Source organism: Zhongshania guokunii (genome assembly GCF_040892635.1).
In the GTDB taxonomy this organism is placed as follows: Bacteria; Pseudomonadota; Gammaproteobacteria; order Pseudomonadales; family Spongiibacteraceae; genus Spongiibacter; species Spongiibacter guokunii.
The window spans coordinates 91,641-106,148 of the sequence record NZ_JBFRYA010000001.1; the positions used below are offsets into that span (position 1 = coordinate 91,641).

The following is a 14,508-nucleotide window of genomic DNA, read 5'->3' on the forward strand; positions in this document are numbered from 1 at the left end:
TTAGTACGGTTTTTTGGTGGCATTTTTGAACGACAATTATTCTCATGTTTTAAGGAGAATAAAAATGTCTAGTAAGAATAACTGCAGTGTGGTGCTAATGGCGTCGATGCTTGCATGTATGAGCAGCCAAATTCACGCCGATGAAAATACCGAGAGAAAGAAGGGCAGTCGTAACCGATTGCTCGAGGAAGTGGTGGTCACGGCCCAAAAGCGCGAAGAGGATTCACAGGATGTTCCAATTGCTATCTCCGCGTTCAGCGGTGATAAGCTGGAAGCCTTTGGTATTGAAAATACCTCAGACCTTCAAAAAATAACCCCCGGGCTCACATTTACTTACACTTACGGTTACACCGTTATCTATTTACGAGGCGTGGGTAGCGATGCATTTTTGCCCAGCGCCGACCCTTCTGTTGCAACTTACATTGACGGGATCAATATTCCTGCCACACGTGGAAAGAATGATACGCTCGGTCCAGTTCAGCGGGTTGAAGTACTTAAAGGCCCGCAAGGGACACTGTTTGGACGAAATGCCACCGGCGGAGCGGTTAGCATCGTTACCGCAGATCCGCCACCAGAAGGTGAGCCTATTGCAGGCACTCTTAAGGCGGATATCGGAAATTATGGGCGGCGGGGCTATCAGCTTTATGGTGCCAGCAACCTTGTTGGTGGGCTCGGGGCAACGGTGTCTTTGTTTCAAAATCGTGGCGATATCATTGCGCACAATTATTTAACCGGCCCTGATGGTGAGACCGTCCCTGGGCCAGAGCGGGAGGATAAGGACGAGGGCGCGCGATTAAAGTTTCGCTGGGATATCAGCGATTTTATGAGCGCTACAGTAATTGGCTCGTATATCAATCAGTTCAATGGCAGTTCGCTGATGCTGGAAAATACACGTCCTGCCCTGATTCTGGCCGGCGGAGACGGCTCAGAAACCAAGGCTGATCGGCGTCTAGAGAATGACTTTGAGGGTGGCAGCGGCACTCAAAATTATATTTATGGGGCGATTTTTGAATGGAGCCCAGGTCCATTTGATATGAAATTTACTGCGTCAAATATCGAGACTGACGTGGATTGGGGCCAGTTTGACTACGATAGTACCCCAAGTTCAGGGGCTACATTCTTTGTATATAACGAGCCATCGCTACAGGATACCTATGAACTGCAATTTACTTCTAACGAAGAAACCTGGCTGAGTGATAATTTAGAGTGGGCGGCGGGCCTCTATCACTTAGAGGCATCCTCGGGCTTTGATCGATTGTTTTTTACTGTTAATACGGGATTAGTGACTCCGGCTATAACCAATGCGCTGCCACCGGCATTGAGCGGCACGGTTACAACCTTGTTGCGAGAACTTACCGCCAATAACGAAGTTATGTTGCAGTCGACAGGGATATTAGACACCACTGCCGATTCGGTGTATTTCCAGGGCACTTGGACCTTTGATGAACGTTTTAACTTAACAGTGGGTGCGCGGTATCAAGAGGAACACCGAGAAATCGGTGATACCTACTTAGACCTAGTGGATACGACTAGTGGAAACCCGCCGCCGGAGTATTATGAGGGCAATGATTTTTCCAGAAATACGCGGGTGCTGAGCTTTGAGGGTAAAGAGGTCGATGCCAATACCACCTCGTGGCGTATTGCCAGCCAGTATTTTGCGAGTGATGTCGTGCAATTTTATACGTCGCTGTCGAGAAGCTATAAGAGCCCAACCTTTAACGTTGTTAACTTCTTTACCCCGCCGGACCTTGTTAAGGCCGAAGAAGCAACGGCGTTTGAGCTAGGCTTTAAATCTGAAATGCTGGATGGTGAGCTGCAGTTAAATGGCGCTATTTTCCGTTCAGTCGCCAAGGACCTCGTTACTGCGATTGTGTCGTTTACCTCGGGCGGTATTGTTCGCTTCTCAAATGCCAATGAGGCAGTGTCGGACGGCGCCGAGTTAGATTTTCAGTGGCAGCCCATGCCGGATTGGAATCCTGGTTTAGCGATAACCGGTGGTGCCAGTTATATTGATGCAAAATACACCGACTATAAAAATGGATCGGGTTTTGATGATGAAACTGGCTTGTATTTTGGCCCAGATAATTTGACCGGTATTCCTCTGCAGGAACCACGAGACTTCACCGGTAACTCTGTAGTGAGAACGCCAAAATTGAGTTCAAGTATTTCTTTGAATCAATTTATTGAACTTGGTGATTACGGCAATTTAGAGTTTGCTGTCGATTATTCCTATAAAGGTGAATACAACACCACACCGCAAGCTTCACCCTATTTTATTCAGGACCAATTCGAGGTTTGGGGCGCTCGGGCTACTTACTTCTATGATCCACTTGGCCTGCAAGTCACCGCCTATGTTGATAACGCTAAGGATAAAGATTACTTCGCAACTATTATGCAGTCAGATTTCGGCCGCACGGTAAGCTTGGCTGCGCCGCGCTTCTATGGTGTGCGCTTGAAGTGGGATTATGGGCTGATGTTTGAGTAATTGTTAACGCGATGAAACGAAGTATAAGCAAGTCGATTTTAATAAACATGACTTTAGCGACCGCAGAGACTGCGGTCAGATGAGGCTTTTGCGCATTTTGCTAATGAGAATTTTTGAAAATTACGAGAGGGATAATCATAATGAATAAATCACTATTAGGTTTTGGCTTGGTCTCGATAATGTCGGCAGCCCCTTTGGCTTTAGCGCAGGCTCAAATCCCAGTATTGGGTGACCTACTGGCTGGTGGCGATATCGTCGGCAGCGAACTGTCGATCTTGGGTGCTCTGCCTGGCGGTGATGTGCTGCCCGCAAATACCGCGCTTGGTAAGGCTGGATTATTGACGGCAGAGATGGGGCAGATTCTTGGTGATCCGCTGGCGCAGGTGCCAACGGGGCTAGACTCTAAATTGATTTTTGGCTTTGTTCCAGGAGCTGAGGTGCTTTATCAAAATCCACTCGGAATAGTCGAGTTCTTAGTGGCGGGAAATTCGATATTGTCAGAATCCATTTTTATCCTGCCAGCTATTCCACTTGTTTCCTCGGGGCTGGATCTGGATTTACTCGGTCTCGATGCCTTCTTTGGGGGGCAGCTTGTTGGCTTGGGTAGTATTACTCCCGCGCTGTCGCCAGCAGAAATAATGCCTGAAATTCTGACAGCCGTTACTGAGCTCGATATTTAAGGTCTTCATTCAGGCTGCCAAACAAATGAGCTTCCTTGTAATTTAGATGGGCAGGCCGCAGCCAACAATATTACTCAATAGACTATTGTTGGCTGCATCAGGGAATTACGTTAAGGTTTCTCGCTTTAGCCAAGGCAGCGGTGCGACTCGACACCCCAAGCTTGCCGTACAAGTTTTGCAAATGCCATTTAACGGTGGTTAAGGATACGTCAATTCGGTCGGCGAGCTGTTGATTACTTAGGCCGGCGCCAATAAAGCCGAGTAGCTCTAGCTCGCGGGCGGTGAGCTTGCCAAGCAGGCGTGGCTGCTCATTCTCTGTCGCAATTTCACTAGCATCATCCGCATCATCGCTGGGTAATAAACGGCAAATTTCGGCAAAAAATTGCCGTTCCTGATCTGATACAAAACCCCAGGCCGAGGCTTTACTTGCGCTGATGACGGCGTGTAGCACATCAACTTGATCGATAAATGGCCTGAGTATGCGTCGGCTCGCGGCAATGCGCAGGGCGCGGGTAATATGGCGCACGGCCAAGGTGTAATCCTGATTCTGGGTAGCGATGACTGCGCTATTCAGTTCGAGTTCGACTTGCCTAGCATTGCAGCTTTGTTTTTTGGCGCGCTTAAGGTCTTGGCCTATTAAGGTATTTGCTGGCTTTAGGCGACCAAGTGCCAAATCGAGGTCGATCAGTGCACTGTTGATTAGGGTGACGAGCAACGGAATGGCCATAGCCTTTGTCCCCCGTTGGTTCGATGATTCTACCGCGCGTTGCAGACCGGCGCGCTCCGCCTCAGCGCAGGCTTCGTCGATATGCCCCAACACAATAAGGCGTTTAATAAGAAAGCACGACAGCATAAGCGAGAGGCGAGTAGGGTAGGCGTTGGCAACCTCCCACATACTGCTTAGCGATATGGTCTCGTCGCCGTGGCCTTGCCAGAGTAATACGGCGGCTTCGAGCCCGCTGGCAGCGGCCTCAAGAAAACCGTGGGTGCGGGCGGTTTTCATGCCGAAGGCGAGGAGTTGATGGGCGTCTTGGTCTAGTCCCATGCCCACCGCGCAGCGGGCGGCCACCAGCGCCATGGTTCCGCAAATACCCGATTCATCGCCTAGCGCGCCGCGGGTGGTGGTCAGCGCAGAAACGATTTCGGTATAACTATTGGCGTAATTACCTTCGTGTATTCCCACTAGGGCGGTGTAGGCATGAACCCAGCCATCGACATAGCTACTATTGGTTTGGTAGGCGGTTTCTTTTGCCGCCTGAAGATGCTGGCGGGCATCACTGAAGTGGAAGGTGTTCATAAAATAGCAGCCAATAATGCAGTTGGCGGCAGTTAAATTAAAGGAGTCATTACAGTCGGCACCGGCACTGTCTAGCCATTGTTTGGCGCCGAGGTAGGCGTCTTCGAGTTGGTCGCTAAGGCTGTCGATCGAGGTTCTTAATATTGCAATACGACGATGCAACTCAGTTTCGCTAGCGGAGTTGTTTTTGTTTTGCTGACCCTGCATGCGCTGGTAGAGATTATTGATTTGCTTGCGCGCGTACTCGTAGCGGCGGTGAAAGGCCAGCGCCCAAACAAACCAGTATTCTGCTTCTAAACTGACTTGCTTGCCTTCGTCGTGGAGAATTTCGATCCAGCGAATATATTGCAATACCGCGCCGCGATCGCGTACAAACGAGGGTGCGATTTGCTCCAATATCGGCATGGCCGTGCTGCTAGATTCGGCATCTAAGGCGTAGTTAATGGCATCGCGCCAATATTGATTGCGCTGGCACCATGCCGATGCCCGCAGCTGAATGTTTTGGCGGTCTTGCTTGTTTAGGTGAAGGCTCGCTTCGCGTAGTAGATGGTCGCGGAATAAGCCATGTAAGCGGTACCAGCTGCGATTGCGATCCAGCGGAATAACAAACACATTGCGTTCAATTAAGTCGTTTAAATGCTCTGCCACGTGATCGCCGCCAATGGCGGCGCTGCACAGCTCCATATTAAAGGTGCGCAACTGAGATACAGCGAGCAGAAATTGCCGGAGCTCGGCCGAAAAGCCTGATAGCACCTGACGGTTTAATAGTTGCGCGAGTGATTCGTCTGAGCCAGAAAACGCCGCGAGCGCGCTTAGTGGCTGTTCCGCTTGGCTTAATATAATTTGCGCCATGCGCACCGCAGCCGGCCAGCCCTCGGTTTTACGGGTGACCTCGGCAACACCTTGTTCACCAATTTGGCTTGATAGTGCATCGCCGAATAGGCTAGTAACGTCTTCTTGGCTAAAGCTTAATTCTTTGGGGCCGATTTGTTGAACCAGGCCTTCGAGTTGCGCGCGGGGGTAGTCTAAGGGTAAGTCCTCGGTGCTGGATAATACGATCTGGACATTTGCGCGGGTTTTAAAAAGTAGCTGATCAAGAAACAGGCCTAGGGATTCGTCGCGACAAAAATGCAAATTATCAATAAAGAGCGTGATGGCGAGGGGGTGGCTATTCAGTATCGAAAGCAGTTTGTCGATGCTGGTGTCGCGGGGCTCGTGGCCGTGAAAGAGCGCTTGGGTAGGGTGGGCTTGATTTTTGTCGCCGCGCAAGATCGAACCAAGTTCGTTTATTAGGCTCTCGACGGTATTGTCGCGTTCGTCGAGTGACAGCCACAGACATTGTTTACCCGCGTGGCGAAGATCGGCGAGTAGCATCGACATAAGTACAGTTTTGCCGTAACCAACGGGTGCTACTGCGCTTAAGCATTTGGCGCGTAAGCCGCTTGGCGTTTGTATATTGCTTAAAACGGGAATGCGCAGGCTTTGAAACAGGAAATTTGGCGGCTCATTGCGGCCTATTTGCTGGTCGATATGCTCGGCAGTGCGGCGAAATTGGGCAGCTTTATTGGGCAAGACTCTATCCTCTTATTATTGTGCGTGCATTATGGCCAAACAGGGCGCTTTTGATCGTGGCGGCCTTTTTTACTTCGCCATCGTGCATTTTGCGCCCACGCCCCATCCTTTATTATTTGGTCTTTAGCTAGGCCCTCCTAAAGTACGGCTTATGGTAATTAAAGCTGCCATAGACTGCGAGCTTAATCACAACTGCGTTATTTAAGTGTCGGCGCTAACGTTGCTTGGTTCAAAACCCCCTGATGTTGTTGGCGACGCATTTGCTAGTGTCAGCGCTGGGGCTACGTGATAGCGCGCTGTTGCAATCGCTTTCAGCTGAACATTCGCAGAATGTTGAGAATATTTTGCGCCGCCCGTCCTTAGGTACGGGTTAGCGAGCAGATTTCGCCAATAGACTGATAAAAAATAAAGACGCGGTCTACCAGCCGCCAAAGGAGTACTGATATGAACGCCAATACCATAGATGCCGAACTCGCCAAGTCGCTGCCGCTAGAAGATTTTGATGTTAGTCAAACTGAGCTATTTGCACGCAATGGCCTGCACCCTTACTTTGAACGTTTACGCCGCGAAGATCCGGTGCATTATTGTAAAGACAGTATTTATGGGCCCTATTGGTCAATAACCAAATACCGCGATATTGTTGATATCGACACCAATCACAAAGTGTTTTCGTCGGACGTGAGCGTTGGTGCTTTTGTTCTTGATGACACTACCCTTAATGCAGTAGACGGCGCAATGTACCTGCCCAACTTTTTGGGTATGGATCCGCCAACCCACGACGTTCACCGCATGGCGGTAAGCCCCATTGTGGCGCCACAGAATTTGCTGCGCTTTGAAAAGTTGATTAGGGAGCGCACCAGCGAGGTATTAGATTCATTGCCCATTGGCGAAGAGTTTAATTGGGTTGACTTGGTATCGATTGAACTCACCACCATGATGTTGGCCACGTTGTTGGACTTTCCGCTGGAGGATCGCCGTAAGCTGACGCGCTGGTCAGATATCGTTACCACTCGTCCGGGTTATGGCTTAGTGGATTCTTGGGAGCAGCGTGAAGCGGAGTTGCTTGAATGTTTGGCTTATTTTCAGCGGCTTTATGACGAGCGCAAGGCGCTGCCGCCACGGCCAGATTTGATCTCCATGTTGGCACATGCACCAACGATGCAAGACCTGACCGCCACCGATTTTCTCGGCATGTTGGTGTTGCTTATTGTGGGCGGCAACGACACCACGCGCAGCTCTATGTCGGGCGGCGCCTTGGCCTGTCACCTTTATCCCGATGAATTTACCAAAGTAAAAAATAACCCGAGTCTGTTAGCGAGAATGGTGCCAGAAATTGTGCGCTGGCAAACCCCGATTGCCCATATGCGCCGCACCGCATTAGAAGACGTAGAGTTTCGCGGCAAGCAAATTCGCAAGGGCGATAAGGTGGTGATGTGGTATTTGTCCGGCAATCGCGACGACGAAGTTATTGATAGGCCAATGGATTTTATCGCCGATCGTCCCCGGGCTAGACAGCATTTGTCATTTGGCTTTGGTATCCACCGTTGCTTGGGCAATAGATTGGCCGAGCTACAGCTTAAAGTGCTCTGGGAAGAAGCTACTAAGCGTTACTCCCGTATTGAAGTGGTTGGTGAGCCGACCCGTGTACCGTCTAATTTAATCAATGGTTTTATTGATATGCAGGTGCGCTTACACGTTTAACGTAGTGGCGCGCAGCATATTTTTTAACATTGCGAATAATGATACTGACTGGATTTAATATTATGCCAAAGCTCATTTTTATTACCTCAGACAAACAAGAATACGCCGTAGAGGCCCAAAGCGGCGTGTCTGCGATGGAAACGGCGCTAGATAATTTAGTGCCAGGGATTGATGGTGATTGCGGTGGCGTTGCCGCCTGCGGCACCTGCCATGTTTATGTGGATCAAACTTGGTTGGCGAAAACCGGCGGAGCGCAAGAAGGCATAGAGCAAGATATGTTGTCTTTAACAGACAATTCCGGCGCAAGCAGTCGTCTCTCTTGCCAGATAGTCATGAGCGACGAACTGGACGGTTTGGTGTTGACCATGCCCGAGAGTCAGCACTAATTAGTGTGAATTAGGCTTGTTGCCTTTGTAGCTTTGCGGCCTTGTACTACAGGAATACTAATAATGAATTTTACGCCGGACTATATCATTGTGGGGGCGGGCTCTGCGGGCTGCGTATTGGCTAATCGGCTAAGTGCTGACCCTGCGGTAAATGTTGTGCTGCTGGAGGCTGGCGGCAAAGACAGTAATCTTTTATATAGAATGCCCGCCGGATTTTTCCCCTTGATGAAATCTGGGAGGGGAAATTGGAATTACGAATCCATCGCCCAGCCGGGTTTGGGCGGGCGCACCATGTATTTCCCACGGGGTAAAGTTCTTGGCGGTTCTAGCTCAATTAATGGCTTGGTGGTGTCGCGGGGCAATGCTGGCGACTACGATCATTGGGCAGATTTAGGCAATGAAAATTGGTCCTACGCAGATTGCCTGCCGTACTTTAAAAAAGTTGAGCGTATGCCGGGCGGTAATCCTGAACAGCGCGGTGTCGACGGCCCAGTTGGCGTTACCGTTACACCCATGGACAGCATGAACCCGAGTTCGCGGGCGTGGATAGACGGCGGTGTGCAAGCGGGCCATCCTTTTAATAAAGACATGAATGGCGGCGATCCACACGGCATGGCGCAAATGCAGGGCAATTACGCCGATGGCCTGCGGCAGAGCGCCTCGGCCTGTTATTTAAAGCCAGTATTATCCAGACCCAATTTAAACGTAATTACCGGTGCTTTAGTTAAGCGGGTGGTCGTTAGCGATGGCCGAGCCACGGCGGTGGAGTATGTTCGTCGCGGTCGAACTCAGCAACTCGCCGCGCGCCGCGAAATATTATTATGCGGCGGGGCAATCAATAGCCCGCAAGTTTTGCAGTTATCAGGGATTGGTGATCCTGCGGATATAGCGCCTCATGGAATTGAGCTCAAGCTGCCGTTGTTAGGGGTGGGTAAAAACCTAAAAGATCATATCGCCATTGCCGTTAAACAGCGCAGTACCAAACCCTATTCACTATTGGCCGATTTAAAGCCGATGGCGATGATTTCTGCCTTGAGTAAATATCTGCTGTTTCGTTCTGGGCCGACCTCTGTTGGGGCGCTGGAGGCGTGGGGGCATCTTAAAACCTCACCGGATTTAGCCTATCCAGATTTGCAAATCTACTCGGTGCCGATTATGTATAACGATCATGGCCGCGACATAATACAAGAAGAAGGCTTTATGGCGGTGATGAACGGCTGTCGGCCCCGCAGTGTTGGAACCGTTAAAATACAATCTGCCGATGCGAGCGTAGCGCCAGCCATTGATCCTCAATATTTTACTGACCCAGACGATCTGCGAGTCCTGCGTGATGCAATTAGATTAACGCGCAAAATTATTGCGCAGCCTGCTTATGATGATTTTCGCGGAATAGAATATGGACCTGGCTCGCACTGCGATGATGACCAAGGTCTGGATCAGTATATTCGTCAGCACGCTAACTCGCTCTACCACCCTGTGGGCACCTGCAAGATGGGCAGCGACGACATGGCGGTTGTCGATGCCCAATTGCGTGTTCACGGGGTGCAGGGGCTGCGGGTTGTTGATGCGTCGATTATGCCGGAGATTATCAGCGGCAATACCAACTTCCCCACAATGATGATTGCCGAAAAAGCAGCTGACATGATTATCAGTGGTGTTACTGCTTAAGCGACGGCGCGTAATTCACTTAAGCAGTTTTATTATGATCACCCTACTTGGCCACTGAGAAAGTGGTCTTTTTTCGTTTCTATTTGCTTTTTTTATTGGGCAAACATAATGCTTAAAAGGCTTTACGCCACGCAATATCAATAGACGCGAGCTTGTTGCTCAAGGTAATTTGCTGATCGCTAGCGAGCGGGTTGTTGCCGCTAATCTCTTGCTTGGGGACGTAGTTAAAGGAGAGGTCGATAGTGTCTATCGTATTGGGTGACCAACTGATCCCGACATTGTAACGCTCGTCAAAAACGGCTGTTGAAATTAGGTTGTTAATAATCTCTTGTTGATTGAGGGGTTTCTTGTGCACGTCGCTATACCCAAACCGCAGGGTGATTTTTTCGTCTACTCGATAATGTAGGCCCAGCTTCAGTACGCTTAAATCACTCCAGCCAAAGCCGGGGCCGTTGTCGTCACCGTAGCGGCCGGGAGCGCTACCGGAATTGGCGTAGGCTTTAACCTTGGAAAAATAAATTCGCTGATAATCAGCAAGTAGAGTCAGCGATGGATTTGCTTGCCATGCAAGTCCGTATTGCAGATAGGGTGCTATATCGAGAGCACCTTGCTCTGCCAATAGTCCGCGATACTCTTGGTGTTTTTGCATATAGCCTTTGGATTGCAAGGTCAGGCCGGCGGTGAGTTGATCGTTGATCGCTAAGGTGGCTCCCGTTTTTATACCGTAGCCAAAACTTTGTGAATGGCCATTGTTGCTGAGTTTATCCGGCGCTGCGGAGGCTGGTGAAAATAATTGAAAGCCGTTTACTTCTATGGTTTGGTAAATTAGCTCGGGGCTGATGCCGATGCGCAGTCGCTTATTTAGCTGGTGTGACCAAGTTGGTGCTATGAAGATTTGCGCAATATCCGAGCCGGTGTCACCGAAACACAAATAGCCCTGTTGCGGGGTATTGCCAGGGCAGTTCGGGTTGTCAAAAGACTTGTAGTTGATGTTGATGCCGCCGTTGCCGTAGACCGCAAGGCCAATGGCGTTACGTTCATCTATTTGGCGATGTATTGCGCCAAAGGGGACGGGGAAAATACCGTCAATCTCGGCGGGTACATCGGGCTCGGCTCGGCGTTGACCGGGGGCGAATACAAAGGCGCCATTGGGTTGACTGCTCGCTGTTGGTTCCTTGGCGTAGGCGGTTTGCCCAGCAGACAGAAAAATACTGCCGAGCACCCAGCCGTCTTTTTCTAGGTCTAAAATTCCCGCCGGATTTGTCGCAATTACCATGCTGTCTTCCGCAAAGGCGACGCCTGCGCCAGACAGTGCGCGATTTGTTGCGCCGGCGCCATTGAGGTAGCTGCCGAGTCCAGCTTGGCTGGCGATACTAACGGCGAGGAGTTGACAACCAAACACTAGGTTCATTATTTTTGTTTTTCTTGTCATTTAAGAATTCCTTTTTATTTCTAATTTTTCTTTTTTGTTTTTCTCTGGGATCGGGTAGAGCGGGCCTAGCCATTACTGATTAAAACGCACCGTCGTTATAAACGCCAAAAGGGCAGCCAATTGGCTGCCCTGCAAGGATGTTGTGAGACGGTATATTTAGACGCCAGACATCTGCGCTTGAGTAGGATTGCTTTCGCGGTCAGCAAACCAGTCGGGCCAGCCAGCTTTGCGGTTTTGCTCGCGGGCAAGTTCTTGCTCTTCGGCGCTGGCAAAGTTGAGATCCCATTCTTTTAGCGCAGGCATAATGATCATGCGGTGCCAAAGTGGTGGAATTAAGGCGGTGAGAAAGCACACAAACACATTAGGCAGCACCACTGCCGAGGTGTCGGGTTTTAAGCGGTAAAAGGGGATGTAGGCATCCAAGTGATGGTCGGCGTGGTTGGTAATTTCAAAAGCCACAACACGACTAATGGGGTGCAGGTGATTCCACACATGGCGGCGACCAATCGGTTTGCCGGCTACGCGCACTTGCCCGTAGTGCTGGAAGTAATTGAAGGTTTCTACCCAAAGCCGTGCTGCTGCTGCGCCGCCAAGACCAAATGCTAAGGCTGGTAAACCGCCAAGGGCGAACATGGCCAGTGCAAAAACGGTTAATGCGATTAAACCTTTCCACAGCTGATGGTGAATAGACCAGCGACCGTAACCGCGTTTTACTAAGGCTTCGCTTTCTAGGCGCCATGCAGTTTTGGTGCTTTCATATACGGCGTAGGGTGCAAAGGAATACAGCGTTTCGCCGCGCGCTGCGGTGTCGCAGTCATCTGGGGTGCCAACGTCGAGGTGGTGGCCGACCATGTGCGCAATATTGCGGGTGGCATCTAGGTAAATAACCTGGCAATAGGTGCCCACAAACTTCATGAGTGTACCCTGCTTGTGGTACAACTCGTGAGTGGTGGGTACACCGATAATAACACCTAGCCACGAAGCGGATAACGCGCCGCCAAGCATGGCCATAAAACTCATATCGCCCTTGCCGATCTGCCAAGCCAGAATCATATACAGGCCAACAGAGAACACGGCGCCCAACCAAACTGGGATTAAGGCGAGCGATGCGTTTTTAATACTGCGCTGTTTGGTGTCGCGGGGCAGTACGCCGTCGATCAGTGCAAACAGCAGCAGGGTTGATAGGCCGGTCCACGCGTAAATACCGCCGGCGCATATACCCACGGCGGCAGCGATCTGCGCCAGTGGGCCTGTGTAATATCGTATGTAATCAAACATGAGCAATCACCTTCCTGCATCAAATTATTGTTAGTGAATGACGCGGCTGAATGGCATGTGCGCCGAGCTTCTGTCGCTGTTGATCAGTATGGAGCTGTACAAAAATTAACACAGGTCATTTATTGCCAGAATAAGGTCATTTGTTGCCAACCTGCGTTTATCGCGCAACAATCGTAGGTAGTACCGAGTAGTGCGATTTGCATTTGAGCTTGGTGAGCGAGGAGAGGATGGAGTTTTCGGATAGCACCATGACAACAGCCGGAATCCCGATGACGTATTCGCGGGTGGCAGCCAGAGCGCTCGGGCTAAGCGAGCGTCAGTTGGATAGTTTGATGGCTGGGTCGGGAATGTCGGGGCGAGATTTGCTTCGCGATGATCTTTATCTCAACGGCCGCCAGCAGGTTCAGATTCTCGGCAATGCTTTAGATATTGCAGGTGATGAGAGTTTTGGTTTGCACTACGGTCAGCAAATTACGCCGTCGACCCACGGGCCGATGGGTTTTTTAGTGAATAGCAGTCCGACTCTACTGGAGGCGCTCGAGAGTTTTCGCGATTATTTGCCGCTGCGTATGAATCTCACCGCTGTGTCGGTGCGCAAAAAAGACGATTGGCTGGAGTGCCGCTTGGGTGTCAGTCCAGGGGTAACGCAGAAAGTCTATCGCTTGTTTATTGAAACCCTCAGCCTGGGGCTTCTTGCGATTGCCGAATCTATTTTGGTGCGACCGCTATCGGAGGGGCGGCTGTGGTTGAGTTACGCGGCGCCAGCCTACAAAGATCAATACTATGCGGCCTATCCCTGCCAGGTGAGTTTTTCGGCGAGTGAAAACTTACTCCGTATACCGGCAGGCTTGGCAAACACGGTAAATGCTTCCTCTGACTCTCGGAATTACGAACAGGCGCTGGACCAGTGCCGGCAACTATTGCAGCAAATGACCGCTGATCGGCACAGCGTGGTAAGCCAGGTGCGGCGATTACTGCTGTCTAGCCCTAATCATCAGATTGTTGAGGCCGATGTTGCTGCGGCGCTGTTTGTCAGTAAAAGGACCCTGGCGAGACGGCTGGAGCAGGAGGGCACAGGCTTTCGAAATGTGCGCGATCAGGTGCTGTCATCGCTGGCCGAGGGCTATCTACTGAATACTCAATTGAGCGTTGATGTTGTTGCCACGCTGCTGAACTATCACGACAGCTCTAATTTTCGTCGAGCGTTTAAGCGCTGGCATGGTGTGTCTCCCGATACCTTTCGTAAGCGTGTTAAGTAACCCCAGCTTTGACAGGCCAATATGACGAAGTTTTACTGCTCTCCGTCGCTTGGCTTAGTTAGTTGATTTTGTTGATTATCAGGTCAAGAAGCGCAGCGTAAAAAGTACCGTATTTAGTTGTTTTAAATGGCAAAATAAACATACATTTAGCTTGGATATTGTTACTATATGAATAGTTAAAAATAACAATGTTTTCAATGCTGATATAGTGGCTAAAGAGGTCTGTGATGGCAAAGGTGGCAAGCTCTAAAGGATATGACGAGGCATTATCAGGTGACCTACAGGTTTCTGATGAAGATGCGAAGATTAGGTTGGGGTTTTTGATCCATGACGCCGCGCGGTTGCGTCGTATTGTGATTGACGAAATTTTTAAGCCGCTGCGTGTTACTCGCTCGCAGGCGTGGGCGCTAGCCTACCTGTCGCGCCGCGATGGCTTAACCCAGTCGGACCTTGCCGATGATATGAATTTGGGTAAGGTGACCTTGAGTGGTTTGATTGACCGCTTGGAAGATGTTGGGATGGTTGAGCGTCGCGCAGATCCTGGTGATCGCCGGATTAAGCGTATTTTCATCACCAAGGAAGGTCGCCGTGTAATCAAGGAGATGCGTATCCTTACCTTGGACTGCAACAAGCAGATGCTCGACGAGATTAGCCACGAAGAAGTTGTGCAAGTGGTTGATGTGTTACGAAAGCTAAATCGTAATATCAAAACCATGAAGGCCAATATGGCAATCAAAGAGAAATAGAGCT

Annotated in this window: 10 protein-coding genes; 7 read left to right on the forward strand and 3 right to left on the reverse strand. The window is 50.3% G+C overall.

Annotated features, from left to right (window positions below):
* Positions 1-64: 64 nt before the first annotated feature.
* On the forward strand, positions 65-2,485 hold the full coding sequence (locus AB4876_RS00385; RefSeq protein WP_368379678.1) for a TonB-dependent receptor: 2,421 nt from the start codon (positions 65-67) through the stop codon (positions 2,483-2,485).
* A 140-nt stretch (positions 2,486-2,625) separates the two neighbouring features.
* Positions 2,626-3,165 carry a hypothetical protein gene (locus AB4876_RS00390; protein WP_368379679.1) on the forward strand — a complete coding sequence of 180 codons (540 nt, stop codon included), beginning with the start codon at positions 2,626-2,628 and terminating at the stop codon, positions 3,163-3,165.
* A gap of 97 nt (positions 3,166-3,262) precedes the next feature.
* Here the strand turns inward: AB4876_RS00390 and AB4876_RS00395 are convergent, their stop codons facing one another.
* The gene (locus AB4876_RS00395) at positions 3,263-6,034 is read right to left on the reverse strand and encodes a winged helix-turn-helix domain-containing protein (protein ID WP_368379680.1); all 2,772 of its coding nucleotides are present in this window, start codon (positions 6,032-6,034) and stop codon (positions 3,263-3,265) included.
* Between the two features lie 444 nt (positions 6,035-6,478).
* Here AB4876_RS00395 and AB4876_RS00400 point away from each other — a divergent pair, with 444 nt between their 5' ends.
* The 3 genes from AB4876_RS00400 to AB4876_RS00410 all read left to right on the forward strand — a co-directional run bounded on the left by AB4876_RS00400 (position 6,479) and on the right by AB4876_RS00410 (position 9,789).
* Positions 6,479-7,735: a cytochrome P450 gene (locus AB4876_RS00400; RefSeq protein ID WP_368379681.1), complete on the forward strand. Its 1,257-nt coding sequence runs from the start codon at positions 6,479-6,481 to the stop codon at positions 7,733-7,735.
* Positions 7,736-7,797: 62 nt separating this feature from the next.
* Positions 7,798-8,121, forward strand: a complete 324-nt coding sequence (locus AB4876_RS00405) for a 2Fe-2S iron-sulfur cluster-binding protein (RefSeq protein WP_368379682.1) — start codon at positions 7,798-7,800, stop codon at positions 8,119-8,121.
* Positions 8,122-8,184: 63 nt separating this feature from the next.
* Positions 8,185-9,789 (forward strand): GMC family oxidoreductase, encoded by a 1,605-nt coding sequence (locus tag AB4876_RS00410; RefSeq protein WP_368379683.1) that lies wholly within the window; start codon positions 8,185-8,187, stop codon positions 9,787-9,789.
* Positions 9,790-9,901: 112 nt separating this feature from the next.
* On the opposite strand, the gene AB4876_RS00415 is transcribed toward AB4876_RS00410, so the two are convergent.
* Positions 9,902-11,221 carry an OmpP1/FadL family transporter gene (locus tag AB4876_RS00415; protein WP_368379684.1) on the reverse strand — a complete coding sequence of 440 codons (1,320 nt, stop codon included), beginning with the start codon at positions 11,219-11,221 and terminating at the stop codon, positions 9,902-9,904.
* 156 nt (positions 11,222-11,377) lie between these two features.
* Entirely contained in the window at positions 11,378-12,499 is a 1,122-nt protein-coding gene (locus AB4876_RS00420; RefSeq protein WP_368379685.1) for an alkane 1-monooxygenase, read from the reverse strand.
* Between the two features lie 248 nt (positions 12,500-12,747).
* Here AB4876_RS00420 and AB4876_RS00425 point away from each other — a divergent pair, with 248 nt between their 5' ends.
* Positions 12,748-13,758, forward strand: a complete 1,011-nt coding sequence (locus AB4876_RS00425; protein ID WP_368379686.1) for an AraC family transcriptional regulator — start codon at positions 12,748-12,750, stop codon at positions 13,756-13,758.
* 227 nt (positions 13,759-13,985) lie between these two features.
* Positions 13,986-14,504, forward strand: a complete 519-nt coding sequence (locus tag AB4876_RS00430) for a MarR family winged helix-turn-helix transcriptional regulator (RefSeq protein WP_368379687.1) — start codon at positions 13,986-13,988, stop codon at positions 14,502-14,504.
* The last annotated feature ends 4 nt before the right edge of the window (positions 14,505-14,508 follow it).